The organism is Pseudoalteromonas sp. MTN2-4, from assembly GCF_042848605.1.
Classification (GTDB): Bacteria; Pseudomonadota; Gammaproteobacteria; order Enterobacterales; family Alteromonadaceae; genus Pseudoalteromonas.
On record NZ_BTGK01000004.1, the window covers coordinates 63,363 to 89,991 of the forward strand.

General features: G+C 40.2%; 33 protein-coding genes. 13 read left to right on the forward strand and 20 right to left on the reverse strand.

Annotation, left to right across the window (positions count from 1 at the left end; genetic code table 11):
- The first annotated feature begins 3 nt into the window (after positions 1 to 3).
- A complete protein-coding gene (locus ACGHEH_RS11340) occupies positions 4 to 474 on the forward strand; it encodes a GNAT family N-acetyltransferase (protein WP_390445333.1) in 471 nt (156 codons plus the stop codon).
- A 4-nt stretch (positions 475 to 478) separates the two neighbouring features.
- Here ACGHEH_RS11340 and ACGHEH_RS11345 read toward each other — a convergent pair whose 3' ends face one another.
- Positions 479 to 1,291 carry a sterol desaturase family protein gene (locus tag ACGHEH_RS11345; RefSeq protein WP_390445336.1) on the reverse strand — a complete coding sequence of 271 codons (813 nt, stop codon included), beginning with the start codon at positions 1,289 to 1,291 and terminating at the stop codon, positions 479 to 481.
- Positions 1,278 to 1,706 carry an SRPBCC family protein gene (locus tag ACGHEH_RS11350; RefSeq protein WP_390445338.1) on the reverse strand — a complete coding sequence of 143 codons (429 nt, stop codon included), beginning with the start codon at positions 1,704 to 1,706 and terminating at the stop codon, positions 1,278 to 1,280. The genes ACGHEH_RS11345 and ACGHEH_RS11350 overlap by 14 nt, the downstream gene beginning before the upstream one ends.
- A 99-nt stretch (positions 1,707 to 1,805) precedes the next feature.
- On the opposite strand from ACGHEH_RS11350, the gene ACGHEH_RS11355 reads away from it, so the two are divergent.
- The 4 genes from ACGHEH_RS11355 to ACGHEH_RS11370 all read left to right on the forward strand — a co-directional run bounded on the left by ACGHEH_RS11355 (position 1,806) and on the right by ACGHEH_RS11370 (position 4,078).
- The gene (locus ACGHEH_RS11355; RefSeq protein WP_390445341.1) at positions 1,806 to 2,831 is read left to right on the forward strand and encodes an AraC family transcriptional regulator ligand-binding domain-containing protein; all 1,026 of its coding nucleotides are present in this window, start codon (positions 1,806 to 1,808) and stop codon (positions 2,829 to 2,831) included.
- A gap of 99 nt (positions 2,832 to 2,930) precedes the next feature.
- Positions 2,931 to 3,296, forward strand: a complete 366-nt coding sequence (locus tag ACGHEH_RS11360) for a cupin domain-containing protein (RefSeq protein WP_349285815.1) — start codon at positions 2,931 to 2,933, stop codon at positions 3,294 to 3,296.
- A gap of 22 nt (positions 3,297 to 3,318) precedes the next feature.
- Complete coding sequence (locus ACGHEH_RS11365) at positions 3,319 to 3,525, forward strand: zinc ribbon domain-containing protein (RefSeq protein WP_058029381.1); 207 nt, start codon at positions 3,319 to 3,321, stop codon at positions 3,523 to 3,525.
- 229 nt (positions 3,526 to 3,754) lie between these two features.
- Entirely contained in the window at positions 3,755 to 4,078 is a 324-nt protein-coding gene (locus ACGHEH_RS11370) for a DUF2834 domain-containing protein (RefSeq protein WP_390445343.1), read from the forward strand.
- Here the strand turns inward: ACGHEH_RS11370 and ACGHEH_RS11375 are convergent.
- From ACGHEH_RS11375 to ACGHEH_RS11425, 11 genes are all read right to left on the reverse strand, one after another.
- The gene (locus ACGHEH_RS11375; protein WP_058029383.1) at positions 4,068 to 4,337 is read right to left on the reverse strand and encodes a hypothetical protein; all 270 of its coding nucleotides are present in this window, start codon (positions 4,335 to 4,337) and stop codon (positions 4,068 to 4,070) included. The two genes, ACGHEH_RS11370 and ACGHEH_RS11375, sit on opposite strands and share 11 nt — an antisense overlap.
- Positions 4,338 to 4,349: 12 nt before the next feature.
- Entirely contained in the window at positions 4,350 to 4,526 is a 177-nt protein-coding gene (locus ACGHEH_RS11380) for a RebB family R body protein (protein WP_083496525.1), read from the reverse strand.
- A gap of 268 nt (positions 4,527 to 4,794) precedes the next feature.
- Positions 4,795 to 5,073, reverse strand: a complete 279-nt coding sequence (locus ACGHEH_RS11385) for a RebB family R body protein (RefSeq protein ID WP_058029384.1) — start codon at positions 5,071 to 5,073, stop codon at positions 4,795 to 4,797.
- A gap of 9 nt (positions 5,074 to 5,082) precedes the next feature.
- Complete coding sequence (locus ACGHEH_RS11390) at positions 5,083 to 5,355, reverse strand: hypothetical protein (RefSeq protein ID WP_390445346.1); 273 nt, start codon at positions 5,353 to 5,355, stop codon at positions 5,083 to 5,085.
- Entirely contained in the window at positions 5,348 to 5,746 is a 399-nt protein-coding gene (locus tag ACGHEH_RS11395) for a RebB family R body protein (RefSeq protein WP_390445348.1), read from the reverse strand. The genes ACGHEH_RS11390 and ACGHEH_RS11395 overlap by 8 nt, the downstream gene beginning before the upstream one ends.
- A 310-nt stretch (positions 5,747 to 6,056) precedes the next feature.
- A complete protein-coding gene (locus tag ACGHEH_RS11400; RefSeq protein WP_058029386.1) occupies positions 6,057 to 6,350 on the reverse strand; it encodes a hypothetical protein in 294 nt (97 codons plus the stop codon).
- A 68-nt stretch (positions 6,351 to 6,418) separates the two neighbouring features.
- On the reverse strand, positions 6,419 to 6,694 hold the full coding sequence (locus ACGHEH_RS11405; RefSeq protein WP_058029387.1) for a RebB family R body protein: 276 nt from the start codon (positions 6,692 to 6,694) through the stop codon (positions 6,419 to 6,421).
- A 92-nt stretch (positions 6,695 to 6,786) separates the two neighbouring features.
- Positions 6,787 to 7,059: a RebB family R body protein gene (locus tag ACGHEH_RS11410; RefSeq protein ID WP_390446018.1), complete on the reverse strand. Its 273-nt coding sequence runs from the start codon at positions 7,057 to 7,059 to the stop codon at positions 6,787 to 6,789.
- A gap of 75 nt (positions 7,060 to 7,134) precedes the next feature.
- Positions 7,135 to 7,422 carry a RebB family R body protein gene (locus ACGHEH_RS11415; RefSeq protein WP_349285822.1) on the reverse strand — a complete coding sequence of 96 codons (288 nt, stop codon included), beginning with the start codon at positions 7,420 to 7,422 and terminating at the stop codon, positions 7,135 to 7,137.
- Between the two features lie 54 nt (positions 7,423 to 7,476).
- Complete coding sequence (locus tag ACGHEH_RS11420) at positions 7,477 to 7,725, reverse strand: RebB family R body protein (protein WP_390445353.1); 249 nt, start codon at positions 7,723 to 7,725, stop codon at positions 7,477 to 7,479.
- Positions 7,726 to 7,791: 66 nt separating this feature from the next.
- Positions 7,792 to 9,270: a helix-turn-helix domain-containing protein gene (locus ACGHEH_RS11425; protein ID WP_390445355.1), complete on the reverse strand. Its 1,479-nt coding sequence runs from the start codon at positions 9,268 to 9,270 to the stop codon at positions 7,792 to 7,794.
- Between the two features lie 413 nt (positions 9,271 to 9,683).
- On the opposite strand from ACGHEH_RS11425, the gene ACGHEH_RS11430 reads away from it, so the two are divergent.
- The 6 genes from ACGHEH_RS11430 to ACGHEH_RS11455 all read left to right on the forward strand — a co-directional run bounded on the left by ACGHEH_RS11430 (position 9,684) and on the right by ACGHEH_RS11455 (position 16,142).
- Positions 9,684 to 12,257, forward strand: coding sequence for a reprolysin-like metallopeptidase (locus ACGHEH_RS11430; RefSeq protein WP_390445358.1), 2,574 nt, complete (start codon positions 9,684 to 9,686; stop codon positions 12,255 to 12,257).
- A gap of 2 nt (positions 12,258 to 12,259) precedes the next feature.
- Positions 12,260 to 12,643 carry a hypothetical protein gene (locus tag ACGHEH_RS11435; protein ID WP_390445361.1) on the forward strand — a complete coding sequence of 128 codons (384 nt, stop codon included), beginning with the start codon at positions 12,260 to 12,262 and terminating at the stop codon, positions 12,641 to 12,643.
- A 7-nt stretch (positions 12,644 to 12,650) separates the two neighbouring features.
- Positions 12,651 to 13,376, forward strand: coding sequence for a response regulator (locus tag ACGHEH_RS11440; protein WP_390445363.1), 726 nt, complete (start codon positions 12,651 to 12,653; stop codon positions 13,374 to 13,376).
- Positions 13,366 to 14,661: a sensor histidine kinase gene (locus ACGHEH_RS11445; RefSeq protein WP_390445366.1), complete on the forward strand. Its 1,296-nt coding sequence runs from the start codon at positions 13,366 to 13,368 to the stop codon at positions 14,659 to 14,661. Before ACGHEH_RS11440 ends, ACGHEH_RS11445 begins: the two co-directional genes overlap by 11 nt.
- Before the next feature lie 67 nt (positions 14,662 to 14,728).
- Entirely contained in the window at positions 14,729 to 15,241 is a 513-nt protein-coding gene (lspA, locus tag ACGHEH_RS11450; protein ID WP_390445369.1) for a signal peptidase II, read from the forward strand.
- 151 nt (positions 15,242 to 15,392) lie between these two features.
- Positions 15,393 to 16,142, forward strand: coding sequence for a peptidylprolyl isomerase (locus ACGHEH_RS11455; RefSeq protein ID WP_390445371.1), 750 nt, complete (start codon positions 15,393 to 15,395; stop codon positions 16,140 to 16,142).
- A 39-nt stretch (positions 16,143 to 16,181) separates the two neighbouring features.
- Here the strand turns inward: ACGHEH_RS11455 and ACGHEH_RS11460 are convergent, their stop codons facing one another.
- The 5 genes from ACGHEH_RS11460 to ACGHEH_RS11480 all read right to left on the reverse strand — a co-directional run bounded on the left by ACGHEH_RS11460 (position 16,182) and on the right by ACGHEH_RS11480 (position 21,726).
- The gene (locus ACGHEH_RS11460; RefSeq protein WP_390445373.1) at positions 16,182 to 16,400 is read right to left on the reverse strand and encodes a hypothetical protein; all 219 of its coding nucleotides are present in this window, start codon (positions 16,398 to 16,400) and stop codon (positions 16,182 to 16,184) included.
- 155 nt (positions 16,401 to 16,555) lie between these two features.
- Positions 16,556 to 17,809: an aromatic amino acid transport family protein gene (locus ACGHEH_RS11465; protein ID WP_390445375.1), complete on the reverse strand. Its 1,254-nt coding sequence runs from the start codon at positions 17,807 to 17,809 to the stop codon at positions 16,556 to 16,558.
- Positions 17,810 to 18,028: 219 nt separating this feature from the next.
- Positions 18,029 to 18,751, reverse strand: coding sequence for a LytR/AlgR family response regulator transcription factor (locus ACGHEH_RS11470; protein ID WP_390445377.1), 723 nt, complete (start codon positions 18,749 to 18,751; stop codon positions 18,029 to 18,031).
- Complete coding sequence (locus ACGHEH_RS11475) at positions 18,748 to 19,770, reverse strand: sensor histidine kinase (RefSeq protein ID WP_390445379.1); 1,023 nt, start codon at positions 19,768 to 19,770, stop codon at positions 18,748 to 18,750. Before ACGHEH_RS11475 ends, ACGHEH_RS11470 begins: the two co-directional genes overlap by 4 nt.
- A 114-nt stretch (positions 19,771 to 19,884) precedes the next feature.
- Complete coding sequence (locus tag ACGHEH_RS11480; protein WP_390445382.1) at positions 19,885 to 21,726, reverse strand: serine hydrolase domain-containing protein; 1,842 nt, start codon at positions 21,724 to 21,726, stop codon at positions 19,885 to 19,887.
- A gap of 167 nt (positions 21,727 to 21,893) precedes the next feature.
- Between ACGHEH_RS11480 and ACGHEH_RS11485 the strand changes: the two genes are divergently transcribed.
- Positions 21,894 to 22,565, forward strand: coding sequence for a hypothetical protein (locus tag ACGHEH_RS11485; RefSeq protein WP_390445384.1), 672 nt, complete (start codon positions 21,894 to 21,896; stop codon positions 22,563 to 22,565).
- A 99-nt stretch (positions 22,566 to 22,664) separates the two neighbouring features.
- A complete protein-coding gene (locus tag ACGHEH_RS11490; RefSeq protein ID WP_390445386.1) occupies positions 22,665 to 23,336 on the forward strand; it encodes a hypothetical protein in 672 nt (223 codons plus the stop codon).
- 22 nt (positions 23,337 to 23,358) lie between these two features.
- On the opposite strand, the gene ACGHEH_RS11495 is transcribed toward ACGHEH_RS11490, so the two are convergent.
- On the reverse strand, positions 23,359 to 24,267 hold the full coding sequence (locus ACGHEH_RS11495) for a bile acid:sodium symporter family protein (protein WP_390445389.1): 909 nt from the start codon (positions 24,265 to 24,267) through the stop codon (positions 23,359 to 23,361).
- Between the two features lie 184 nt (positions 24,268 to 24,451).
- Complete coding sequence (locus tag ACGHEH_RS11500; RefSeq protein ID WP_390445392.1) at positions 24,452 to 26,614, reverse strand: M3 family metallopeptidase; 2,163 nt, start codon at positions 26,612 to 26,614, stop codon at positions 24,452 to 24,454.
- Positions 26,615 to 26,629: the final 15 nt, after the last annotated feature.

Sequence of the window (26,629 nt, forward strand, 5' to 3'; positions counted from 1 at the left end):
AGCATGGCGATAGAATTCACTTATTTAGCTTATCATCCTCAGCATATACCCCTGTTGGCAAAATGGTATTTTGATGAATGGGGCACCTATGTTGAAGATGGCTCGGTTGAATCGTTTCAAGACAAGTTGCAAGATTATTTAAACACGGACCAAGTGCCACTCATTATTTTGGCTGTTGATGGCCAAACCTTAGTGGGCGCGGTACAAATTAAGTACCGTGAAATGACTATTTACCCCGACAAAGAATATTGGCTGGGTGGTGTGTATGTTAACCCTGACTACAGAGGGCAGCACATCGCATCCCAATTGGTTATGCAAGCAGAGAAACATGGCATTGAACTCAATATAAACCATCTATACTTGCAGACAGAATCTTTGAATGGTGGCCTTTATACCAAACTAGGCTGGGAGATTGAATCGCAGGTTAATTACCGAGGTGTTGACGTGGCAGTGATGCAAAAAACGCTGAACTGAAATTTCATTCATGGGATGGGTAGCCAAACAGTACCTTAAGTTTTTTGCTTACACCTTTAGCTATTAGCACTTGCCTATAGAGTATTCTAACTTGCATAAAGTTAGCACTCCATGGCGTGTTATTGGGCTCCGATCCAACAATACCATAGCGGATTGTGAGGCTTTTATCTTCTTCTACAAACGTACCGAATAACTTGTCCCAAATGATTAAAACGCCGGCATAGTTCTTATCAATATAAGGGGCATTAGTGGCGTGGTGAACTCTATGGTGCGTAGGTGTGTTGAATACCTTTTCGAGCCAACCTAAGTTGCCTATGGTTTGCGTATGCACAAAAAACTGAAAGGCGAGGTTGAGGGCGACAATGGCAATCACTATAGCTGGCGCAAAGCCCAGTAAAATCATGGGCAGCCAAAACAGCCACATGCCAACAATTGGATATAAAAGGCTCTGCCTAAAAGCGGTTGTGAAGTTCATGTGTTTTGAGCTGTGGTGGACCACATGGGCAAGCCAAAACCAGTGGATATTATGAGACGCACGATGAAACCAATAATACAAAAAATCTTGTAGTAAAAAGCCGACTAATAAACTGCCAATTGAAAATGGAATATCAAACAAAGCAAATTGATGTAACCAATTAAAAAATGGCATCAATAATATGAGTGCGATGGCATCACTACCTTGATGCAACAGCGCGAGCATAGCGTTGTTTAAGCTGTCTTTTATGTTGTAATACTGCCTTGCTTTATAGAACTCAACAGCGACACATAATAAGAAAATAGGACTGAGACCAAGTAAAATCAGTTCAACGGGGATCATACATATCTCCAAGTCTATTTAGGCATTGTTGAATGTCTTTTTGAAGGATGGCTTTGAGCGCAAATTTGGGAATATACCAAGGACTTTGACATTGAATTCGATACGAAACTTGAGTGTGTTCGCCGGCTTTTTGAAAGAGAATTTCACCACGGTGCTGGCGAACAGGAAAATCATTGAGCACCTTATAACAAATCCCAGTTTGGTCAGCTTGAGTAATTTGCTCTTCAAAACTGATACCCAATATTGATACCTGCCGAATACATCCCTTGCCACCTGTTATTTCATCTTTGTTGGCAGGCTTAAGTTCTTTGAATTTGGCATTACAAAAACGGTCAAGATTGCTGTGGTCAAGCAGGGCATTTAGCAAAGTATCAGTGCTACAAGCAATCAGTTTTTGATATTTAACTTCTAACATAATTGAGTCACGTTTGGGCTTTTTAACAGCATAATTTGACAATAAGTGAGGTTCTTGCGCTAATACGACATAGTTTTGTTATTTTGCGACAGGGTTGTTATGGCGTCAGTTTCAAATGCATATTTACATAGTGTCTTGGCTTTTTTGAATGAGCAGGGCATTGCTACAACAGAAATAAAATACGATATCACACAGCTCACATCTGAGCGCATTGCCATGCAAACCTATGTTGATCTGCTTAACTTTGGTGCAGAGCGCACAGAGCTTAGCTTGTTTGGGTTTGAATTGGGAAAGCACATTCAAGCAAGAGATTACGGTGTACTGGGCTATTTGGTCGAAAGCTGTGAAAATCTTGCACAAGCCATAGATGTTCTCATGCGGTTTGATGCGCTGGTCGCTGATATTGGGCAAACTCAGCTAAGTGCTACTGACACATTTGCGCACTTAGATTGGCGGCCGCTTAGCATCGATTGCAAACAGATGGTGCTTCGAAATACCACAGCATGGATTGCGACGGTGAGAAAAATTCTCGGAGAAACGCTTTCTCCGCATCAAGTGACATTCAGCTTTGATTTGTCAGCACAAGAGGTTAAACAACTTAAAGTTTGGTTTAATTGCAAGGTCATAACAAAGACGAATGAAAACCGCATCAGCTTTGATAAAACTCTGCTTGCACTGCCATTTACCTCTGAAAATAAGGCTATGTTTTTGGCTTTGGTTAAACTTTCTGAAACAGAGCTTTCACAGAGTAAGCTCACTCAATCTGAGCTTTCTCAAACTATTCGAAACAGTAATATTAAACAGCAAGTCGCTACTTTACTCAGTGCTACAAGTAACTTACAGGGGTGCGACCAAAAACGTATCGCCGAAGCACTTTTTATGAGTGCACGTTCATTACAAAGAAAGTTAAAAGCGGAGAAAGTGAGTTTTTCGCTCATGCTAGAGGCTGAACGTAAATCTCGGATAGATAAGTTACTTAAAAATAATACCATTGCACAAACGGCCTATGAGCTTGGCTTTGTGGAACAATCTTCATTTACCCATGCATGTAAAAAGTGGTTTGGCATAACACCTCTGGCCTATCAGAAGTCACTATCAGAACTGACTAACAAAATGGCAAAATAATTCATTACAATTTTGTTGGTGATATTCAATTTAAATCTTTGGGTCTTAAATAAAAATGCTTTAGCTTGGTTGATAGAACTTGAGATAACAGGGGGAAAGATGAAACAAGATCAGATTAATTTTGCAGACAAGTTTGCTAAATTCAATGAGCATTGGTCGCCGAGAGTGATCGCAGAGATGAACGACTACCAGTTTAAACTGGTTAAAATTCAAGGTGAGTTTACCTGGCACGATCATAAAGACACAGATGAGGTCTTTATTGTCATCGAAGGCGAGATGGGTATTGAGTTTCGAGACCGAAGCGTTCATTTGAAAACCGGAGAAATGTGTGTTGTAGCTAAGGGCGAGGAACATAAGCCATTTGCTGAATGTGAGTGTAAAGTAATGATTGTTGAGCCAAAAGGTGTTGTAAATACGGGTGAAGCAGGCGGTGAACTGACCGCACAAAATGATGTGTATATTTAAGTAATTTTAAAAAGGAGCGGTTATGTCTAACGGTTGGAAGTGCCCTAAATGTGATTGTCGAGATTATGAAACAGATACCATTGCAACAACGGGCAGTGGCTGGTCAAAAATCTTCGATATGCAAAATCGAAAATTCACAGCTGTGACCTGTGTGCACTGTACTTATACAGAGTTTTATAAAAGCAGTACAAGTACATTAGGTAATGTATTTGATTTGTTTACTAATTAACCTGATTCCCGGATAATAAATGTATCTCCAGCGGCTACTTTCAACGTTAACTGCGTTGAATTTACTTGCAATAGGCTAGCTATTGACGCGTAAATTCGCCTTGTTATCGCTAAAAGTCTCCGGCTGCAGACTTGAATAATCACTTATCATTTAAATATCAATACGCTAGTAAATCTCTTAACCAAAGTTCGGGTTAATTAAGTAATTTATTGAAAAGGAATTCGAAAATATGGCAAAAATTTATTTACTACTCGCTATTTTAGGCGCGGTACTCCCGTATGGGGCCTTATTACCTTGGTTATTTGATAACGGCTTAAACCTAAAATTACTTTGGCAAGCAATCACAGCAAACAATATTAGCGTGTTAGCATGGTTAGATGTGGTTATAGCCGCAGTGGCACTTATTTGCTTCATCGTAACAGATAGTAAAAAGCATCAAGTTAGAGGTGCTGCGTTTGCGATAATCGCGACCTTGACTGTTGGTGTAGCGTGCGGTTTGCCACTGTATTTATATCTCAAAGAAAAACATAGGAAAGTACAGGCTAAGGCTTAAATTGTTCGAGGATCTTTGCCGATTCTTTACCTATATTGGCAAATTGCTCGGTGCCTTTTTCGAGCACTTTTTGCGCCTCTTCAATGACCTTTGAATACTTAGGGTCGCCCGTAGCCAGTAGCTGTGATAACGCCACACCAATGGCAGTAGTAGTAATGGTGCTGAGGTTTCTTAAATTATCGGTCGCGTCTTGTACGGCAATTGCCGTAGACTGGGCTACGGCTTGTTCAGCTTTTTTGCGCGCATTGACATCCGACATGATAGTGCGAGATTAACCCTGCGATAAGATCATGGCGCATGAAGTACTGACAGAAGCCGTACTCACAGTTTGCGAACTTTGCTGAATAGTCACGGCATTTTGCATCATTAAGCCCACGGTGTCTGCGAGGCTTGAGTCAGACAGTTGTGTGATGATGTCAGAAATGGTTTTTTCGTTGCTATCAGACATACTTACTCCTAGATAACAATGGGAGCTAATCTAGCCCCCAAACATGTTATACCAATCCTCATTAATACTTAATCATTTTGAGGGACTAAAACTGACGCTAGCTTCGTTAAAAATTTCTTTTTAGAACAACTAAATAGCAAAATTTTAGCCTTGCCTACATGGATGTAGGTACCTCAGCGATAGCAGGACGCGTGAGCGGTGCTATCGACAATTTTCCTTGCCTCAAAATAGATCACTTAATTAAAAGGATTGGTATTAAAAAATTGAGTTAGCCTTTCTCAATTAACTCTTCAGTGGTACGACCCAGTACCGCACTGCCAATTGCACCCAATGCATTAACACCCTGCACGGTTGCAGCTTGTGCCATGATATTGGCATTTTGCTGTGCGCTGGTGGCATTATTACCTGCGTTTGACAGTGATAAACCGAGCGCTGTGTAGAAATTACCCATCGCCATCGCTGGGGTATCTGCCAGTACTTTGGTATTTACTTGAGTAATAGAGTCTGTGATCTGTTCATTGACTTTATTGAGTTGTTTGTCGGCCATAATGAGTCCTTATTCCGTTTGATTGTCTTCTTGCGCTGTCGGCACACCAAGTTGTTCACTGAGTGCTGACATGGCTTGAGTGAGTGTTTTGTCAACGTCATTCAGCATGGCGTCAACGTGTTTAGAAATTTTGCTCGCTTCTTCAAAAGGTTGGTGCTCGTTTAACACTTTTTGATTGCCTTGCAGGAGCGCATTGACCTCTTGCTGCTTGCTTTTTGTGAGCGCAGTAATTTGTGCTAATTGCTCAGCACAATGAGCTTGAATTGTTTCGGTACTATTCATCGTCAGTTGACTCTTTGGGTTTTTTGCCTAAAAAGTTAAACAAGTTGAAGCGCTTTTTTTGTGGAGGCGAGGGCGTTACTTCCTCTTCAGGCTCTACATCTTCAATATCTGCATCTTGCTCAAGCTGTAAGGGAGCTGGAGGAACTTTGGGCGCAGCATGAGTTTGTTGAGTAGACGCTGGTAAATGAGTCGGTGTTTGCAATAATCGAGCACAGGCATTGGTGATCGACGCAGAAGTGGTCATTTGTGCACTTTGTTGGTTGGTGATCGCATTATGCATCGACAAACCCAATGTTTCAGCGAGGGTCGCTTCAACCATACTGGTTGGCTGCTGTGAAAATGGGTGGTTGTCTTCAGGTACTTGATTTGTATTATTTTGTTCGTCACTCATTGCTTTGTCCTTGCTTTAAGCACGCAAAAACTGCGTAGATTATACCAATGCGCAATAACACTTAATCATTTTCGAGGGATTAAACCTGATGATAGCTGCGTTAAAGATTTCTCATTTAGAACAACTAAACAACGAAATATTTGCCTTGCTACCAACAAGGTTTTCTTGCCTCAAAATAGACAACTTAGTTAAGCGTATTGGTGTTAGTTTGAAATTAAGTACAGGTTAACGTATTTTCTTTGAGCAAAATCGGGGCTTTTTACTGAAAATACGGGGATGATTAAGGTAATAAAACTCATCCCCATAGGTGTTATTCGGCGGTCTCGTGTAACACAGTGGCAATTTTTTCGCCCACCACACTGAAGTTTTCAGCACCTTGAGAGACAATAGATTGTGCCGTTGAAATAGCTTCAACATATTTGCTATCACCCGTTTCTAGAAATTGTGATAACGCGACACCAATTGCAGTTGTACTTAAGGTATTGAGGTTACGTAAATTGTCAGTTGCATCTGCCATTGCCAAGGCGGTAGATTGGGCGATTGACTGTTGTGCGCTATTAACTGCAGACTCACCTGCCTCAGGTGCTTGGTTTAGATTACTCATATTTTACTCCTGCAAAAAAGCCCTTAGTTGCAAGGCAAGTAAGGGCCTGAAGGCATCAGAAAAAGCGATTAAGCGCCTGGCTCAATAATGCTTTCAGCACTGCGGCCAATCACTGAGCTACCAATAGACATCAATGAATTAACACCTTGCACAGTTGCAGCTTGCATTGTGATTGCAGCTTGTTGTTGTGCCGCAGTTGCATTGTGCGCAGCGTTACCTAATGCTTGGCTTGTTGACATGAGTAGGTTACCCATTGCCATTGCTGGTGTTTCACCTACCACTTTAGTGTTTACTTGCGTAACTGAATCAGTAACTTGCGGGTTTACTGTTAGTGCATCTGCCATGATTTTCTCCTATGACCGAATCGGTCCTTATTAAGAATAAATAAAATTAAGAATTAAAAAGCGCCATACAAATTGTATGGCGCTGAGCGCGATTAGCCTTTTTCGATGATGCCTTCAGCGCTTCGACCTACTACAGAGCCACCAATTGACATTAGTGAGTTAACACCTTGTACAGTTGCAGCTTGCATTGTAATTTGCGCTTGTTGCTGAGCTGATGTTGCATTGTGCGCAGCATTACTTAATGCTTGGCTTGTTGACATTAATAGGTTGCCCATCGCCATTGCTGGCGTTTCGCCTACAACTTTAGTGTTTACTTGAGTTACTGAATCAGTGATTGCACCATTAACTGTTGCTGTCATGATAATTTCCTTTCTTTAAGTTAATTTTGACTGTTAAGTCGTAAAGTTAAGAGAGAAGTTTTGCCAAGCAAAACCGCTCAATTAAGATAAAATCTCTGCGGTACCGCGGCCGATCACTGAGCTACCAATCGACATTAGTGAATTCACACCTTGTACTGTCGCTGCTTGCATCGTGATTGAAGCCTGTTGGTTACCTGTTGTTGCATTTAATGCTGCTGTGCCTAATGCTTGACTGGTAGCCATATGCACGTTACCCATTGCCATCGCAGGTGTTTCACCAACTACACTAGTGTTCACTTGCGTTACTGAGTCAGTGACTTGGCCATTTACTTGAAGTGGTGTTGCTGCACCACCAGCTGCTGCTGCCATAGTTTGTTTCCTTCTTCATGTTAATATTGTGCTCATTCCAAGCGGTTTGAGCTCTTATGCTTTCGCATACTTAGCGCCAAGAGAGAGAATTAAATTCGCTCCAATGGCAGTATTAGTTTTGATCAGCACATTGTGTTGCTGTTGAGAGTAAGTGGCATTGTGTGCTGCATTACCTAGTGCTTGCGCTGTTGCTTGCACTAACATGGCACGAGAAACTTGAGGCGATTGCTGATTAACTAAGTCATGTATTTTTGTGCTTAGGTCTTCCATCACAGTTATCCGTGCTTGTTTCGATAAGGTCATATTAGGGGTTGCAACGTTTTGTTAATCGGGCAATTGTGCTAACAATTGCCGCGAATATCGGCTTGTCTAGATTCGGTATGGTTTGTATTGTTTTTTATAGTCGCGAGGTGACATACCGGTATAACGTCGGAAGATTTTTTCGAAGTGGCTTAAGTCGCCAAACCCAACCTCTAAACATAAATCAGTAATACGAATGTTAGGGTCCTGGGCTATCATGGCTTTGGCGTGTTCTATTCTTAGTTCAGCCAAAATTTGCTTAAAACTTTTGTTTAATGTGTTTTTAAATAAGTAAGACAGATGAGAGGGGCTGACAAATGCCTGATTAGCAAGGCCTGTTAACGTGATCTCTTGTTGCCAATTGTTCTGCATATAAATTAATGCTTTCAGCAAACTTGGGTGTAACGCTCTTTGTTCAGCAACTTGTTTTTTAAACAATATAGTGACGATAGATTTTCGGTGTTCTCCTAACATTTGGCCCGCACTATTTTCTAGTTGTTGACTAAATTCAGGCAGTGTCTGTTTAAGTACCTCTGAGCTGATATCGTCTTGATACGAAAGGGCGATTAGCTTAACCAGAGTTTGCTCTAATTGCATCATATTGCCAGGCCAATCGTACTGGCTGAGTAAATCAAAGCAATCTTTTGCAAGGCTTTGCTTGGCACTGATCTTATGGTAGTCAAATAAGGTATTGATGAGTAAAGGTAAGTCAGTTTTTCTGTCTTTTATACTTGGGATTGGTAGCTCAAGAAAGCTTAGTTTTTCAAACAGGCTGCGAGAAAATAACCCCTGATTAACCCGAGCATATAAATTGTGTTCACTACTAGAAAGTAACCTGGGCTGAGACGTGTTTTGTCTTAGGCTATATTGATTAGTCAGCAGGGCATTGAGCTGAGTTTGTTGCGACATCGGCAAATGGCTGACATTGGCGATTAACAAAGAGCCATTTTGCGCCTGTTCGAATGCTTGTTTTAATTTACTTTCAAAGTTATGTGCGTCAATAGATGTGCAATCAAGCTCAACAAAAGGGCCTGCTTTTTTATCACTTAACATATGAATGCTAATCGCTGTTGCGAGCGTTTCACTTCCTGGTGGGGCATTTAAGACGAGGGGGAATAAGGTGTTGGCACACTTTTCTATGAGTCTTTCAAGTTTGTTTATCTCTGCGCTATAGCCTTGGAGCGCAAAGCTTTGGCCAAATTTTTCGTCACTCAGTTGTGCGACTCTGAGCCTCGCAAGCATCAATCCGAGCTGGTTTGCAAATTGTTTAAATGCAAGCTCTTCGCTTGAACCCTGCTTTACTTCAACAAGTAAATGTAATGTACCAAGCTGTTTTCTTTGATAATTAATGGGGATTTTTGAAATGGGCTTTTCAAACTGCGCCGATTTAGGCCAAAAATGTGAAACAGCATGACTGGTTTGATATTCAACCACAAAGTCACAACGTGTTAAGTGATTAAATTTATTGTCTAGTAGCTGTGCAATTGAATTATTGAACAAAAGCGCTACATCTAAAGAGTTCCTTTTCACTTGTGAGCGAATTTCCATTTTATTTCTCCGGTTGGTTAGCCACCACACGCTTCTATTTCATTTATCCCAAAAAAAACAATAAAAATCGGTGTTAAATAAAATCCTTTATCAGCATTTTTGTGGTGAAAGTAGTGTGTAATTGGCAAAGTACTGGAAAAGACGGGCCTTAAATCGGGGAAATCAAGCGAATAGTGATTACAATTTATTACACCTATTAAGAAAACGTCTTATTAACATCGTTTAGGCTTTTAGTGCCAAAAAAATGGATAAGCGCTTGCCAAAGTAGAAAAGTGCAAGGAGCTAGCCAAATGCAAAAATTGCAATTGCGCATATTTGTATCAAGCTTGATACAAATGAATCACAAACGGATACCCAAAAGGTGGTTTAATATCGATACAGTGGTTTTGACTCATCAATGGGAAGACAACACAATGAAAAAAACTTTGTTAGCAGTAGTACTAAGCCAAATTATTTATTTACCCGCTCAGGCGAGTGAGTTATGGCAGCAAACCACACAAAACCGCAGTTCAGAGCTTAAACAGCTTGCTCGGTATCATCTTGCAAGCAGTCAATTACAAGCAAAGCTCATGGCGCCAAGCCAAGAGGTGGATGTTGAGTTGCCCTTACCCAGTGGTGAGTTTGTGTTATTTAGACTGAAACCCAATAAAGTCATGTCTGATACTTTGGCGGAAAAGTTTCCAGACATAAAAACCTTTGTGGGTTTTCAAGTTGATAACCCAGCTAACACAGGCCGTTTCGATATTGGACCAAAAGGCTTCTTTGGAGTTTTTAATCAAGGGCAATCACGGGTATTTATAGATCCAGAGCAGTCAGAACATGTTTATCGCAGCTACGAAGCTAAAGCACTGCATATATCTAAACTAATTAAGCAAGGTGCTCCGATTAAGCGCTTACAAAGCAGTCAGTTAAAGCGTGAACAAATACAATCGAGCGAAACTCAGGCGGAAGATAGTGCTTTACCAAATACACATATCACTTACCGTATTGCGTTTACTACTACAGGGGAATACAGCCAATTTCACGGTGGCACAAAAGAAAAAGTGATGGCGGCTATCGTGACCATGGTGAATCGTCTCAATGATGTATATGAGCGAGATCTAGCCATGAGTTTTGAGATAGTGAGTGACAATGACAAACTGATTTTTTTAGACCCTGAAACCGACCCATTTGCAAATACCGATGAAGATATCGATATTCTCACAGAGCAAATTAATGGCTTAATTTCACAAGACAGCTATGACATAGGCCACCTAGTAGGAACTGGCGGCGGCGGTTTAGCTGGGTTTGAAGTGGTGTGTACTGAGTTCAAAGCTGAAGGTGTAACAGGCAGTGAAGCGCCTACCAACGACGCATTTCATATTGATTATGTCGCCCATGAAATCGGGCATCAGCTAGGTGCAGATCACACCTATAATGGTTTAGCTGGGGCGTGTGATGGAAACCGAGTAGATCACAGTGCCTATGAACCAGGCAGTGGTTCTACCATCATGGGCTACACAGGCATTTGTGATGAGCAAGATTTACAAGCTAACTCAGATCCTTATTTTCATATTCGTTCATTAGATCAAATGAATAACTACAGTCGATTAGGGGCGGGTAATACGTGTGGTGTTCATAAACAACGAACGAATGCAAAACCTTCAGTTGAAGCAGGTCAAAACTATACTATACCGGCTAAAACTGCGTTTAAATTAGTAGGTTCAGCCCAAGATAGCGATGGGGACACGCTCAATTATAGCTGGCAACAGTTTAACTTAGGGCCTGCATCTGCTGATAAACAACAAGACAGTGTTGATGATGGTAAGCGACCCTTGTTTAGAACGTTTAATCCAAGTTCAGAGCCAACCCGTGTTGTGCCTCAGATGAGCGACCTCTTAAAAGGTGAACTGAGTTACGGCGAAGCGTATGCAACCACAACGCGTGCGCTAGATTTTCGTTTAGTTGTTCGCGATGGCCAGGGCGGTGTTAGTGATGACACAATGCAAGTTAATGTAGTTGAAGTTGAGCAAGGTTTTTCTGTCACGCTACCTGACCAATCAAGTAATTGGCGTGATAATGAACAAGTTGTTACTTGGCATACAGCGGGTACTGAAAACGCACCGGTCTCTTGTGAAAAAGTGGATATTCTACTTTCGGATGATGCCGGACAAAGCTTTACAACTACCTTGGCGCAAGGCGTTGCAAACAATGGTCAATTCAATGTTCAACTCGATAATATAACAACAACTCAAGCGCGTATAAAAGTGATGTGTAGCGACAATATCTTCTTTGCGGTTAATTCTGGCAATTTTGCTATTGAGGTTGGAGAAGGCCCAATCACTGAAGTCGCTCCACAAATTACGGGTCAAGTCGCGTTATCAGTGAATGAAGATAGTAGCATCACGTTAAAAACTTCTGATTTAACTTATGCAACAGCAAAGCCAGTTGATAAGCTCACCCTGCAGCCTGGTGAAAATTATGCACTGGACAGCTTAACCATCACGCCCACTGCTGATTTTAATGGCTCGCTTAAAGTGCCGGTTACCGCATCTAGAGGTGAGCTTACCAGTGAAGTATTCCAGCTAACAATTACAGTTGCAGCGGTTAATGATGCACCTGTTGCGCAAAATGACACTTTTGAAGTGGACTTTGAAGCCAGTGAAGTGACATTGGATGTACTTAGCAATGATTCAGATAAAGATTTAGATACATTGGTCGTTGAGAGTGTTGATTACCAAGGACAAGGCACAGTCGAGATTAAAGAGGGCAAGCTTGTCTATTCAGCAGCAAGCGGTTTTTCAGGGAAAGAAACATTTAATTACACTGTATCAGATGGTAGTGGTGGTACAAGCACCGCACAGGTAGAAGTTACAGTGAAAGAGGATCCGACGCCAGTAACGCCTCCAACGCCTGAGCCAAGTAATGATGATGGTGGTTCTGGAACATTCGGCTTATGGTCGTTGCTAGGACTTTCTGCATTATTCTTAAGAAGAGTGAGGAAATAATAATGATAAAGCTCACCAGTATCGCTTTATTAGCTGGGTGCTTAGTAGGTTGTGCATATACTGCACAACCTACTCAGGCCAGTGCCCAGCAAACCAGTCAGCATGAAATGACAAAACAAATAGAACAGGCAGTAGAAAGAAATGACTATAGATTGCTTGCCTTGGCAAGCAGGCGTCTAGTTTTTCCGGGCTTAGAGCAAGAAGACACTGCGAAATTAAAGAAAATGTGTGGAGTGCGCTACGTCGACAACAGCACAGACATTATTAAGAGCACAGAAGATAAACAAAAGCGCAGAGATGCTTATGCTTTCGCAAAATCGTTTAACCAAGCTATGTTAAAGCACTGTTTAAATTCAGCGACTGATTCAATAGATACTGTTGAATGATACACTTATGTTAGATGAAAAATGTATCAAAGCAGGGCATACAGACGTGCATTCAATTTTAATAATTGATGATGATATTGAGCTGACCGACTTAGTTAGCCAATTTTTAACTCAAAATGGTTATAAAGTTAGTGTTATCAATAATGGAAGTGATGCAATCAAAGGTATAGACTCTGAGCAGCCAGATTTAATCATTCTTGACTTAATGTTACCAGGCACAGATGGGCTTACAATATGTAAAGCTATCAGACCAAGCTTCACTGGGCCCATCATTATGCTCACCGCTTTAATTGATGACATAGATGAAGTGACTGGTCTAGAAGTTGGTGCTGATGATTATTTATGTAAACCAATTAAACCTAGGGTGCTTCTGGCACATATTCGAGCCCAGTTGAGAAGACAATCAAGTCTAATTGAACAGCAACAAACAAGCATAGTGTCTTGCCATGGTGAGTTGCAGATAGATTTACCTAATCGACGTGTTAAATACTTATCTCAAGATATAGATTTATCGAGTGCTGAATTTGATTTACTGGTGATTTTAGCAAGTTCACCTGGTGAGATTTTCTCCCGAGAAAAGCTGCATAAACGCATTTTTAAGCTTGATTATGACCCAATGGATCGTTCTATAGATTTGAGAGTATCTCGGCTCAGGAAAAAGTTAGGGGATGATCCTAAACAGCCTAAACTATTGACTACGGTCAGAAATAAAGGGTACTTACTTGCAACTTAATCTTAAGAAAATCGTTGTTGGCGCTCTTTTTTTGCTTCTATGTAATTTAGTGTCAGCGCATGTCACCTACCACTATGCTCAACCCGCTCTGGTTGAAAAGGCCATCGATGAATGGGAAGCACACCTTTATAAATTAGCCAGCGAACTTGAAACAGCCTTTACTAGCAGACCTGCGACACATTGGGAGCGTGAAGCGCTTAAAGCCAGTGAACGTCATGGGGCTGATGCTTATATAATTTTGGCTAAAAATTTTGCATCGTATGAGCAAGACTTGTTTTCCAGGGCGCTTTTGGATGGTCAAAAGAGTTTTATAGACTTATCGACATCCAGTGTGTTTTATATTCTTGATGAGCAGCAATTGGTGATGCTTGAAAATGTGTATTTTGATAGTGTAACGAACTGGCTCTCTGATTGGCTTTTATGGCTAGTATCTAGTGTATTGAATCTCGGCGCATTGGCTTTATTTACGTTTTATTGTTGGTCTGAGCAAAAGCGTTTGGAAAAAAACATTTCAAAAATTAATGAGAAAAGCAGTCCTCGTTCAAGGTCAATTGACGAGCAAATTATTCAAATAAAACATTATTTATCCGATATTAGTTCGCAAAATCAAACTCAATTAAACTTACAAAGAGACCTTCTGCATGGTGTTGCTCATGAATTCCGAAGCCCCATGGCACGAATTCAGTTTGCACTAGATATGTTAGAAGACGCTCAAGAGCAAGATAGACAAGACTTAACCCAATCAATGCAAAAGGCATTGCAGGGGCTAGATGACTTAGTAAAAGAGCTGCTTTCTTATGCTCGTTTAAAAGATGGCTCAACAGTGCTAAATAGAGAGCCTTGTGTACTTACTGAGCTAATAAGGCAAGCACTAAAACAAATTGAGGTTTTTTATCCGAGCATTCAGTTTGAGGTAAAAGACAGTCAAATAGAAGCTGAGGTTGATACACATTTATTAACTAGATTATTCATTAATATACTGCGTAATGCTGGTAGGTTTGCGAAAAGTAAGTGTGAAATCAGTCTAACGTTAGAGAGCGACTCAATTCACTGTATTGTTGAAGATGATGGTATTGGGATCCCGCCGGGTAGAATAACCCGCATTTTTGAACCATTTACACGCCTTGATCCTAGTCGATCAAGAGATTCTGGCGGATGCGGCCTAGGTTTAGCAATAGCGCGATCAATAGCACATTTACATGGCGGTGAATTAACTGTTATTGAAAAACACCAAGGTTTGGGCGGCGCATGTTTTTGTTTGGTTTTGCCATTTAACCCAAGATGATTGCCATTCATTTATTACTCAGATACTTTGCAATAAATTTTGGTAAATATTTATTTCGGTCGTACTTATGTTTACAAAAAACACCCCTAAAACAGTTTTTATTGTGGTGATACTACTAACGTTGATTTTTGATCAGCTTTCTAAGCTCTGGGCTGCTAATTCTCTAGAACCTTGGCCAATGGCGAGTTATTTTAATGATGTGTTTCGAATTGGTTATGCTGAGAATCATGGCGCTTTTTTGAGTTTGGGCGGTGCAATGCCTGAATCAATGAGAAAGGTCGCTTTCATTGGTGTGGTCGGGGCTTTTCTGTTGGGTATTATTATTTACGTATTAAGAGATAAGAAACTGACAAACCCAATGGCGGTTGCTTGGGCGCTGATTGTCTCTGGTGGTGCTAGTAATTGGCTAGATAGAGTATTAAATGATGGAGGTGTTATTGATTTCTTAAATGTGGGTATCGGTAACTTACGTACAGGGGTTTTTAACATTGCCGATATGTTTATTTTAGCCGGAGCAGGAATGCTATTATTTTATGGTTGGCAAGAAGAGCGCGCAGCGAAGCAGGCTGCTAGGTCTTAGTTTTATAAACTTTTTACAACGGCCCATCTTCAATTAATTAGAGCTTTGTGTTTGTAATTGTTATTAATTGTTACACAAAGCTTGCACTCTCTTTTCATTTTATCTTTTAACCAGTAGTCTTAGCACAAATTTTATATTTGAGGCAAAGACATTGATTAAACATTTATTTTCAACAGCACTGTTAGTTGCAAGCAGCTCAGCAATGGCAACTATTGTAGAGTTTCAAACTTCTCAAGGTAGTTTTCAAGTTAACTTGTTTGATCAAACCACGCCAAAAACGGTTGAAAACTTCATGAAGTATGTCAACGCAGACCGTTATCAAGATGTAATTTTCCACCGCTTAGAGCCAAACTTTGTGTTACAAGGTGGTGGCTTCTTTTATGAAGGCAGTATTCCGCTAAGCCAAGTTGAGTCATTTGGCAATGTAGAAAATGAGCCTGTTTATTCAAACGTGCGGGGGACCATTGCTATGGCTAAGGTGGAAGGTGATCAGAATAGTGCATCAAGTCAGTGGTTTTTTAACCTCAAAGACAATAGCACAAATCTAGACGTGCAAAATGGTGGCTTTACCGTATTTGGTCAGGTGATTGGTGATGGTATGGATATCGTAGATAAAATTGCTAAATTAGAGCGCTGTGGTTCAATTCCTTTAGTTGATTACTCGCAAGAAAAATGTGCTGACGATCAGGTTAACCCAGACGAGAGCAACTTCATAACAATCAATGCAGTAACGATTATTGATGACAGTGAAAATACGGCAGAAAATTTAGAACCTAAGAAAAATACGTTGCTGACAACTACTGATCCTGACACGGGTAATAACAATTCAGAGAGTAGTTCAGGTAGCTTATTTAGTATGTTGATGCTGTTAGGTGCAGGCTTATTTGTTAGAAGAAGATAATTTAGTAAAAGCAGGGGAGACCCTGCTTTGTCGTTATTATTAATAAATAGTAACTTGCCCACCTTGCGCTTCGCATTTAGATACTAGGTAGTTGAAGTCACTCTGACTTGTTGCTTCTTCAATCCATGGAAACCCACTAGATACAGGAAAGCAAGCAACTGAAACTTCTTGAAACCCTTTCGCAATTGCTGCATTAGAGAAGTAAGCTGCTGAGATCAGGACTGAAGAAATAGCTAAAGCTTTTATTGTTTTTAACATAATGATTCCTTGTTATTTTGTTTGTTATATTTATCAGCAATACCGCTCCTAGGGCTGATTTAGTAACGATATCAAAATAGGAACAAAAATTAAATAAAAAGCCCAAGTATTTCTACTCGGGCTTTTTATTTATGTTTTGCTTTTTTAGTTGATTTTTACCAACTAAATAACAACGCAGATACTGCAAGCAAACCAACGATTAATACAAAGTACGTGCTTAAGCGGCCTTTGTATTTATTTAGGCTTGGTACTTTGTATATGGCGATAGTTGGCATAACGAATAAAATCATCGCAATGATAGGGCCTGAAATTGCTTCCATCATACCCAGAATGCTTGGGTTAATTACCGCACAGATCCAAATTGTGACAAACATCACAGCAACGCCAATTTTATCCGCAGTCGCATTACCTAGCTTAGTTTGCTTTGTAACCAGACCATTAAAGCTTTCACGGGCACCTAAGAAGTGACCTAAGAAAGAAGAGGTAATGGCAACAAAGGCAACGAATGGGCCAAGCAGTGCAATATATGGGTTGTCATACACGTTAGCTAAGAATGATAGAACCGACACGTTTGCTTCTTTCGCTTGTGCCATTTGCTCTGGTGTTAAAGAGAAAATACAAGAAAATACAAAAAGCAATACAAATAGGATAAGCATTAAAGAGGTATATTTTAGAATCTTTTCGCTTTTGCTCACCGCTTCAGATTTGTAATGACGGCGCTGCACATTCGCAAAGCTAGAAATTGCAGCAGCGTGACTGAATGAGAATACAATCACAGGCACTGATAGCCATAATGTGCTGCTCAGCTCACCCATATCCGGTGCTGAAACCGCAGGCATTTGCCAATTAGGAATTAGGTAAAGTGATAAGAATAATAAAATCGCTACTAAAGGGTAAACCAAAGCAGAGAAGGCGCGCATGAGAAGCTTTTCACCACCCAGCATTAAACCAACCATAAACGCAACCAGTACGCCAGAAAGCGCCACACGAGGGATAGACTCCATGCCTAACTGGTTCACCATAAAGCTATCTACCGTATTGGTTAAACCTACACCGTAGATAAGTAGAATAGGGTAAATAGAGAAAAAATATAGAAGTGAAATTAAACGGCCCGCACCAGCGCCAAAATGCTCTTCAACCACGTCGGTGAAGTCTGCGTTATCTTGCTTTGATGAGAGCACAAAACGGGCAAGACCACGGTGTGCTAAAAATGTCATTGGGAAGGCTAGTAAGGCCATAATTAGCAGTGGCCAAAAACCACCAATACCGATGTTGATTGGTAAAAATAAAATACCCGCACCGACCGCTGTACCGAATAGGCTTAACACCCATTGTGTGTCGTGCTGAGTCCAGCCACCCCGACTGGCTGAAGACATATCTAATGTCATGGCTTCTGGGGAGTTACTCATACTTGTTGTCCTAAAAATTAATAAGAATTATTTTTCGCGCGCATAATATAGAAAATGACAGCAAGATGCATTCATACCAGCTTAATGGTTGCTGAATACTGTAAAGGGAGTTTGACGAGTGAATAGATAAGTCTACTTTTACAAGGTGTAAATATGTTCACTACAGAGAAAACTAGGTAATCATGTACAAAGTTTTAGCATTTGAATTTTAAATACTTTTTAAAAGCTCATTAGCTGTTTGAAACGACTTGTATGTCTACGAGAGGCTTCAACTTCATGGCCTGAATGTAAGGTAATTAATAAATTGCCATTAACAGCGATATCAACGTTTTTTACCTGTCTTAAATTAATGATGTGCTGTCTATTTGCCCTAAAGAATAGCGTTTCAGGCAATCGTGCTTCTAGTAGATTGAGAGACTTTTTTATCAGTGGTTTTTGTTGCTTATGATGTATAAAGCAATAGTTTGAACAGCTTTCAATTAAAAATATATCTTTTAAAGGCACGAAGTCACATTCATCGCCGTCTTTTAAAAACACAGAGCTGTTTTCATCAAACTTCACTTGTTCAGTGTCTTGTGGTGCTGGCTCTGAGGCTTCTAGTCTGATGAGCTTATTAATGGTGACTGTTAATCGGTCTGTTTCAATCGGTTTTAATAAGTAGTCGAATGCGTCGTAGTCAAATGAGCGAATAGCATACTCATCGTATGCCGTTGTGAAGATAACCTTACCTTGAAAATCGATCTCATCGAGTAATTCAAAGCCATTCTTACCCGGCATCTGAATATCCAAAAATAAGATCTCGGGTTGATGTTGTTTGATTAAAGCAATGCCTTCATCTGGATCTGCCGCTTGGGCTATCACCTCTATTTGTTCAAATTCACAGAGCATAGTGTTGAGTTCTAATCTTGCTAAACGAGAATCTTCAATAATGATTGCTTTCATAGTTCTGCCTTCGAATGATGAGACTGTATAGGAAAAGTAAGCGTGGCAATCACGGTCTCGTCTGCTTCGCTTAACTCAAAACTTGCAGATGAACCATATAACAACTGTAAACGCTTTCGAATATTATGTAAGCCTATATTGGTTGATGTTCTGGAGGTCGAAGAGGGCTTTAAGCTTCCAGGGTTACATACTCGAATGAATATGAAATCCGCTTGCTTGTTAATCTCCAAACTTAATACACCACCGCCTTTGACTAGGCTAATACCATGTTTTATAGCATTTTCAATGAGCATTTGTATCATCATAGGGGGCACGAGTACGTGAAGTAAGTGGTCATCTACCTTGCTTTTAAATTTGAGCCTGCCTTCATATTGAATACCTGAAATAGCAATAAACTCTTCAATTACTTTAAGTTCTTGCTCAAGAGGAATATGGCTTTTTTTATCAGCATTCAATGCATGCCTCATAACGTTAGAAAGTTGCGTGATACTCGCTCTTGCTTGGTTTATGTCCTCTAACATCAAAGCTCTAATGTTGTTGAGACTGTTAAACATAAAGTGAGGGTTAATTTGGCTGATTAGGGTGTTAAGTTGCGCTTCTTTTAATGCTAATTGCAGTGATAGTTTTTCACTTTCTACTTGTTTCCAACGCTGCAGTGATTGCACACCTAAATAAATACAGCTCCAAATTAGGGTGATTGGGTATAGCCCAATGATGTTACTTATAATATTCATGTGACCTAGTGCAGAGTCATAATCAGGGTTTGTGCTATGCAACAGGGAGACGATGCTAAGCATAAATAAAGCCATGGCACTTGTACTTATTAAAGAGCAAATAAGTACAGGTAATACCATTCTAGAGAGTGATTTTTCTATCACTCTACTTTTGATATAGAACACTCTCAGGCCAAGAGAGGTAAGCAGCCCAAAGAGCAAAATAACAATGCTGTTTACAACTTTTTCATCCACATTATTAAAGTCTGGCATTAATCTGAGGAGTAGATTTACAGTTGCCAACATACTCCACCCAATTATTTGGCAGACCCAGAATTGCTTCTTTCTAGAAAAGTAATGCATCAATTTTTGTACTCTTAGCCTATTTTAGTTGTGCTTAACCTAGCTGGGGTAAAGTATTTACCAAGCCCATAATGCTAAGCCTATGTAACCATTCACTGCAAAATATACCGTTGAAATTGAAAACAGCATACTACTCATTGGTAAAAATATTCGGGCGAATCGATTTGCTTCCTGTTTCTTAAATTTACAAAAACTGATTAAACTCATAAAAGAAAAGAGTGCAAATAGCCAAGTGCATGCAAAAATAATGAGGGTCGCGGCGTTGATATCGGCAATTGTCAGCCAAGTGATTTGTGTAAATGCAATTGCTAATAAAATTAAGCTTGCCACTGCACAAAATGGCAATAGACGAATGAGTAGCTGGCTTTTGTTTTTCAATTTGCCTCTGAAAAAGTTTACGCACCAGATTGGCAAATACAATAAAGTAACCGTTAAGCTAATAACAAATAGCAGGCCTATTACAACTGGTAACCAAGCCATAAAGAATGATGACTCAACCCAAAACTGCCCATCTGTTACCAATACCTTTCCATATTCAGGATGCTCTACAAAGATTGAATTAGCGATATACGAGCCTTTTTCAATAAATTGATTATCTTCAAGGTGAATTAGCGTTAAAGATTCAGATGGAATAAGCGGTGAGACAGTCAGTTCATTATCTTGTTGAGATACTTTTACGGCATTAAAAGGCCAAGTTATGCCAGCGAAAATTTGGTTTCTGTCAGAGTGCAAACGATAGTAACCAGTAATATCTGAGTTTATTTGTGTGCTTTGTGGCTGTAGTTTGGGCTCGATATTTTGGTGTAAGTAATCCATTAGCATATCCGAAATTTCACGATATTTAATGCTGTTGGTGTTCACCATGAGTACATAGCCAATATCTAATTGGTGAGAGAAAGCAAATGCTGTGATAAACTCACCAACGCCCCCATTGTGACCAACCCATAAATGGCCTTTTTGCTCTGTTTGGTATAAACCAAGGCCATAGCCAAAGTTAAGGCCTTGCTTGGCCGCTAGAGTAGAGTGCGGCATTTGCATTTTTGCTAAAATATCCGAGTTTATCGATGCGATAGCATTATGCTGAGTTGAATCAAGAAAATAGCGGCCAAACTTAGCAAGTTCAGATGCTGAAATACTTAAATTACCAGCTGGACGAAGAAAAATATCATAATTAGGGATTGCCTCACCTGAATTGAACCCTTGGCTAAATGCCGAGTTGTCTTGCTGGTAACCAAAGAAGGCATTGTTCATATCCAATGGTGCAAGGATATTTTTGCTTACATAGTCATCAAAAGCTTGGTTGCTAAACTTTTCTATTAAGTAACCCAAAATGCCATAGCCTGGGTTCGCATAGGCGTGCCTTGTGCCAGGTTGCCATCTTACAGCAAGTGACTCAGCATCACGATTTACTGATTCAAGCAGGTTTACCTCTTGCCCCGTTTTGTTATAAAAGTTCTTAAAATGCATGTCATCAAACCCAGCCGTGTGCTCGAGTAAGTGAACGACTCTGATAGGGCTGGTTTCGTGCCATGGATTATCAATGTTAATTTCAGGCGCAAGTTCACTCACCTTAGACTGTAAAGAAAAATATCCCTCTTCGATAAGTTGCATAATAGCCATTGCAACAAAAGGCTTGGTTGTTGAACCGGCTCTAAATAAAGTATTTTTATCGACTGCTATTTCTTGCTCTAGATTACTAAAACCATGATTAAGCTCTACGGTATTTTTATGTTTATTAAAAATGACGAGCTGAGCACCCACAACATTGTGTTCTTCAAGTATTTTGCTGAATTGAGCTTTGAACTCATCTGGTTGAAGTGTTTGCTGTGCTTGTGTCTTTGCCGTAGCAAGGCAGCTCAAAAATAGTAGATAAATGGCAAGTAGGTAACTGGTTTTCATATTAACCCCTGTTAGTAAATGTATGTACAGAGTCTAAAAGGAGCCGGTTTTTTGATGTTGAAAAAGTACAGTAACGGTGAAAAACGAAGATGAATGGTGTGATTGTTGAATTGAATGGAGGAGGGGGCTATTTTATAGAGCTATGCTTTTATCATTAAGGAAACAGTATGAAAATCGCTTTAGTCGGAGACTACGATCCACAAGTGCTTGCCCACCAAGCCATTCCTAAAGCTTTGCAGTTAAATACTGCTCAGTCAATTGAATATCAATGGATACATTCATCAGCAGTCGATTTACAAGATTTATCGCAGTTCGATGGCATTTGGTGCGTGCCCAAAAGCCCGTATGACAATATGGAAAACGTGTTGTCTGTGATCCGTTTTGCTCGTGAGCATAAAAAGCCATTCTTAGGCACTTGCGCGGGTTACCAACATGCCGCGTTAGAGTTTGCTCGAAATGCGTTAGAGTATGAACAAGCGGGTAATGCAGAAGTGGATTTAGAAACACCCATGCCTCTGATCAGTGCTTTAGTGTGCCGTTTAAATCATGAGCAACATGGTGTTACTTTAAAAGCAAACAGCAAAATACAAGGTATGTATGGTCAAAGAGAAATTAGAGAAGAATATAACTGCGGCTTTGGTGTGAACCCAAAATACTTAAACTTGTTTGCAGAAAGTGATTTGCTATTTAGCAGTGTTGACCACAATGGAGAGCCAAAATCGTTAGAGCTGCGATCCCATCCATTCTTTATTGGTACGGCCTTTCAGCCAGAGCGAAGCGCTTTACAGAATAAGCAACACCCAATTATCAAAGCCTTCATAAATGCTTGCTTAGGCTAGTTTTAAAACTGAGTAAAAAAAATATTATTGCTCAATCATCATATTTACCAATCTCAACTGCTATACTGCTTTTTAATCATAAGGTTAAAGAGAAGTAATATGAGATTAGTTTATTTGTTACTGAGTTTACTTTTTACATGTGCGGCCATGGCCGAAGAAGAAAAAAAGCCAGAGCCAGAACCTTTAGATCCTGGATATCATGCTGAGCATCCTATGGTGCTAGTTAATAAAGGCTCAAATATTTATGCTATGAATATGTCTGGTTATCGTATGCCCCATGACTTACAAGTTGTGTATGAAATTAAAAACCCCGATGTTGCTTTTTTAAATCTAGTCAAAGATGCAGATTTAGTTACGATTAAACCGCAAGCATTTAACATCCAACGTTTGCTTCGAGGTGAAGAGATCACTGTCACTGCCGATGTTTATATGGGCCACTTTGACAGAGGCGGTAATTTATTTTATGCAAACCGTACTATAGAATTTACCGATAAAATTTATGCAAGAGAGTTTAAAGATTTACAAGATTCGACTCAGTGGCAAGATTATGATTATGTGGATATCAAAGGCAATGAACGTTTATATATCCACAAAATCCAAAAAGCCCCTAGCTTCAGTCACTTGATTCATATTGATATGACTGGGGCTTGCTTGCAAAAATTCAGAACATCGAAGCGCGTGCCGAAAGAAAGCGAATTGACTTATAAATTTGTGAATTGTGGCACTTTAAAGCCGCTTTATTATGAAGCTGAAGACTTTCAAGAAAAGTAATGTATAAATTTGAATAAGCGCCTTAATCGGCGCGTTTTCTTTGCCAGTAACCCGCTAAAAGAGAGCCACTTATATTGTGCCAAATTGAAAATAGCGTACCCGCAATAGCCGCTGTTGGGGTAAAAAATTTAATCGCAAGCGCCACTGCCAACCCAGAGTTTTGCATACTCACCTCAAACGCCACTGTGCGACAAACGTGTTCATTAAAACCTAATTTTTTCGGTGCCCAATAACCTAATGATAGCCCGATAAGGTTATGGAGCATAACTGCTGCTACAGTCAATAGGCTCAAGCTTTGCAGCTTTTGGTGGTTCAAGGCGACGATAATACTGATGATAAAAATGATTGCCAACATAGCAATTATTGGCAATTTGCTGTGTATCTTCGCAATAACATTGGAAAAGGTGTAGTTGAGCATAATGCCAGTTAAAAGAGGTAATAATACAATCTTTGCCAAACTACTCAGCATCGAAAGTATAGGAATATCAACATTCTGAGCAATCAATAGGCTTGTTAAAAGCGGCGTCATGAACACTCCAATTAAGGTACTGACTGCTGTCATGGTCACAGACAAAGCAACATCGCCTTTTGCCAAATAACACAACACATTACTTGCGGTGCCACCGGCAACAGCACCAACAAGCACCATACCAATTAGCATTTGAGTGTCTAATACAAAGAGTTGGCTGAGCAAAAATGCGGTGATAGGCATGACAGTAAATTGCAAAACTAGACCAAGCCCCACGGCCTTTTTATTTTCAACGACCCGCTTAAAGTCTGCTGGTTTTAGCGTTAAACCCATCGTTAGCATGATAAACATTAACAGCGGCACAATACTCGATTTAAAACCTGTAAACAGGCTAGGGTTAAAGTAAGCAATAACAGAGCTGATAACAGCCCACAGAGGAAAAAGTTGAAGTGATAGATGCATCGTAGTTGGATGTGTTTTTTATTTCATACTACCTATTAATATTGTTGATTGATATAGCAACAGCATAGATCATCAAATGGCCTTTGTGTATTTGAATATACAGAAAATAATACTGAAAAAAGCAACTAGGTTCAAAGTGACCTTAGCTCAATACCTAGCTGCTTTAGTTGGTTATGATGTTGAATTAATTAACTGTTACCGATAAACCACGACGCTTAAGTAACGCTTCAGTCGTTGGCTCTTGTCCACGGAAAGCTTTATAAGATTCCATAAGATCACGAGTGTTACCTACTTCAAGGATATTCTCACGATACTTCTGACCAATCTTACGGTTTAAACCACCCTGTGTTTGAACATACGCATACGCATCTGCCGCTAAAATTTCACTCCACATATATGCGTAGTAACCTGCTGCATAACCACCCATTGAGTGGTTAAAGTACGCCGATTTATAACGAGGCGGGATGTAATCAATGTTTACGTTATGTTTTTCAAGAGCAGCTTGCTCAAACTTAACAATATCTTGTTTTGGCGCAGAAGCTGGTAATGAGTGCCATTCCATATCTAGCAGTGCAGCTGCAACATATTCAAATGTATCGAAGCCTTGGTTGAAGCTACGAGACTCGATCACTTTTTTAAGTAAATCTTTTGGAATTGGCTCACCCGTTTTGTAGTGTTTTGCATAGTTTGCAATAACTTCAGGGTACATTGCCCAGTCTTCTTCGAATGTAGATGGGAACTCTACAAAGTCACGAGATGTAGAAGTACCTGAAAGAGTTGGGTATTTCACTTGAGACAACATGCCATGAACACCGTGGCCCATTTCATGGAAAATAGTGGTCGCTTCTGAGTAGCTGATAAGCGTTGGCTCACCCTCAGGGGCTTTTTGAATGTTCATTACATTCACAATCACAGGGCGCTGATTGTCTAGGCCAGACTGTTTAACAAAAGCACTCTTCCATGCACCACCACGTTTACCTTCGCGGGCAAAATAGTCGGCGTAGAAAATAGCTAGGCTAGAACCGTCTTCGTCTAATAGTTCATAAGCTTCTACGTCTTCATGATAAACCGGTAAGTCTGGACGCGGCTTGAAAGTGATGCCGTATAAACGGTTCATAGTGAAGAACACACCATCTTTCAGTACACGATTAAATTCGAAATACTCTTTTACCGCATTTTCATCTAGGTTGTACTTATCTCTACGTACTTGCTCTGCGTAGAAAAACCAGTCCCATGGTGCTAGTTTGAAGTTTTCGCCAGAGGCATCAATTTTAGCCTGAATTGCAGCGGCTTCTGCATCTACATTCTGAAGAAGCGCAGGTACCATGCTTGAGAGCATATCTAACACAGCTTGTGGCTCTTTTGCCATTTGTGACTCTAGGCCAAAGTGCGCATAACTGTCATAGCCTAATAGTGCAGCGCGCTCTGCTCGTAATTTAGTGATCGTGGGCACAATATCAGCGTTGCTATTTTCACCTGTCAGAGCACGCTCAGCAGATGCACGCCACACTTTCTCACGAAGGTCACGATTCTCTAAAGAGGCAAGAATTGGTTGACGTGTCGTATTCGTGATTTTGATAAGGTACTTGCCTTCATGGCCCGCTTCTGCCGCAGCAGTTGCAAGTGAAGCGATTTGTGCATCAGACAGACCAGCTAGTTGCGCTTTATCTTCAACAATAACGACATTGTTTTTAATCAGCGCCATAATGTTTTGGCTGAACTGAGTACCAATTGTAGAAAGCTCTTTGTTGATTTCACGAATACGCGTTTTTTGGTCTTCGTTTAGTTTCGCACCTGAACGAACAAAGCCTTTGTAAAGTACTTCTACTAGACGCTTTTCTTCCGCGGTCAGATTAAGTGCAGCACGCTGGTTATAAACCGCTTCAACACGTTCGAAAAGTGCTTTATTTAAGTTGATATTGTCGCCATGTGCGGCAAACTTTGGTGCCATTTCTGTTTGAATAGCTCGGCGTGCGTCGTTTGAATCAGTACCGTTTAAGTTGAAGAAAATACGACTTGCACGAGTCAGTAGCTCACCGCTTTTTTCCATCGCAACAATGGTATTTTCAAAGCTAGGTGCTTCAGTGTTATTCACAATATCATCAATCTCAGCAAGTTGCTCTTTCATGCCTTGCTCGAAAGCAGGTACAAAGTGCTCGTCTTTGATTAAATCAAATTGTGGTGTTTGAAATTGCAAAGGGCTTTTCACAAAAAGTGGGTTTGTACTTTCAATTGAAGCAGAAACTTGCTCATTTTGCGCAGTGTTATTTGTTGTTGTATTGCTTGGCTCTGAGCAAGCACTTAATAAAAGTGCTGAACTAATAGCGGTAGCGATCAGTGTTTTCATTGTTTTTCTCTATTT

Coding starts and splice junctions, on each gene's coding strand:
- ACGHEH_RS11340 (WP_390445333.1), top strand. CDS start 4: ATGGCGATAGAATTCACTTATTTAGCTTATCATCCTCAGCATATACCC.
- ACGHEH_RS11345 (WP_390445336.1), bottom strand. CDS start 1,291: ATGATCCCCGTTGAACTGATTTTACTTGGTCTCAGTCCTATTTTCTTA.
- ACGHEH_RS11350 (WP_390445338.1), bottom strand. CDS start 1,706: ATGTTAGAAGTTAAATATCAAAAACTGATTGCTTGTAGCACTGATACT.
- ACGHEH_RS11355 (WP_390445341.1), top strand. CDS start 1,806: ATGGCGTCAGTTTCAAATGCATATTTACATAGTGTCTTGGCTTTTTTG.
- ACGHEH_RS11360 (WP_349285815.1), top strand. CDS start 2,931: ATGAAACAAGATCAGATTAATTTTGCAGACAAGTTTGCTAAATTCAAT.
- ACGHEH_RS11365 (WP_058029381.1), top strand. CDS start 3,319: ATGTCTAACGGTTGGAAGTGCCCTAAATGTGATTGTCGAGATTATGAA.
- ACGHEH_RS11370 (WP_390445343.1), top strand. CDS start 3,755: ATGGCAAAAATTTATTTACTACTCGCTATTTTAGGCGCGGTACTCCCG.
- ACGHEH_RS11375 (WP_058029383.1), bottom strand. CDS start 4,337: ATGTCGGATGTCAATGCGCGCAAAAAAGCTGAACAAGCCGTAGCCCAG.
- ACGHEH_RS11380 (WP_083496525.1), bottom strand. CDS start 4,526: ATGTCTGATAGCAACGAAAAAACCATTTCTGACATCATCACACAACTG.
- ACGHEH_RS11385 (WP_058029384.1), bottom strand. CDS start 5,073: ATGGCCGACAAACAACTCAATAAAGTCAATGAACAGATCACAGACTCT.
- ACGHEH_RS11390 (WP_390445346.1), bottom strand. CDS start 5,355: ATGAATAGTACCGAAACAATTCAAGCTCATTGTGCTGAGCAATTAGCA.
- ACGHEH_RS11395 (WP_390445348.1), bottom strand. CDS start 5,746: ATGAGTGACGAACAAAATAATACAAATCAAGTACCTGAAGACAACCAC.
- ACGHEH_RS11400 (WP_058029386.1), bottom strand. CDS start 6,350: ATGAGTAATCTAAACCAAGCACCTGAGGCAGGTGAGTCTGCAGTTAAT.
- ACGHEH_RS11405 (WP_058029387.1), bottom strand. CDS start 6,694: ATGGCAGATGCACTAACAGTAAACCCGCAAGTTACTGATTCAGTTACG.
- ACGHEH_RS11415 (WP_349285822.1), bottom strand. CDS start 7,422: ATGGCAGCAGCAGCTGGTGGTGCAGCAACACCACTTCAAGTAAATGGC.
- ACGHEH_RS11420 (WP_390445353.1), bottom strand. CDS start 7,725: ATGACCTTATCGAAACAAGCACGGATAACTGTGATGGAAGACCTAAGC.
- ACGHEH_RS11425 (WP_390445355.1), bottom strand. CDS start 9,270: ATGGAAATTCGCTCACAAGTGAAAAGGAACTCTTTAGATGTAGCGCTT.
- ACGHEH_RS11430 (WP_390445358.1), top strand. CDS start 9,684: ATGAAAAAAACTTTGTTAGCAGTAGTACTAAGCCAAATTATTTATTTA.
- ACGHEH_RS11435 (WP_390445361.1), top strand. CDS start 12,260: ATGATAAAGCTCACCAGTATCGCTTTATTAGCTGGGTGCTTAGTAGGT.
- ACGHEH_RS11440 (WP_390445363.1), top strand. CDS start 12,651: ATGTTAGATGAAAAATGTATCAAAGCAGGGCATACAGACGTGCATTCA.
- lspA (WP_390445369.1), top strand. CDS start 14,729: ATGTTTACAAAAAACACCCCTAAAACAGTTTTTATTGTGGTGATACTA.
- ACGHEH_RS11460 (WP_390445373.1), bottom strand. CDS start 16,400: ATGTTAAAAACAATAAAAGCTTTAGCTATTTCTTCAGTCCTGATCTCA.
- ACGHEH_RS11465 (WP_390445375.1), bottom strand. CDS start 17,809: ATGAGTAACTCCCCAGAAGCCATGACATTAGATATGTCTTCAGCCAGT.
- ACGHEH_RS11470 (WP_390445377.1), bottom strand. CDS start 18,751: ATGAAAGCAATCATTATTGAAGATTCTCGTTTAGCAAGATTAGAACTC.
- ACGHEH_RS11475 (WP_390445379.1), bottom strand. CDS start 19,770: ATGTTGGCAACTGTAAATCTACTCCTCAGATTAATGCCAGACTTTAAT.
- ACGHEH_RS11480 (WP_390445382.1), bottom strand. CDS start 21,726: ATGAAAACCAGTTACCTACTTGCCATTTATCTACTATTTTTGAGCTGC.
- ACGHEH_RS11485 (WP_390445384.1), top strand. CDS start 21,894: ATGAAAATCGCTTTAGTCGGAGACTACGATCCACAAGTGCTTGCCCAC.
- ACGHEH_RS11490 (WP_390445386.1), top strand. CDS start 22,665: ATGAGATTAGTTTATTTGTTACTGAGTTTACTTTTTACATGTGCGGCC.
- ACGHEH_RS11495 (WP_390445389.1), bottom strand. CDS start 24,267: ATGCATCTATCACTTCAACTTTTTCCTCTGTGGGCTGTTATCAGCTCT.
- ACGHEH_RS11500 (WP_390445392.1), bottom strand. CDS start 26,614: ATGAAAACACTGATCGCTACCGCTATTAGTTCAGCACTTTTATTAAGT.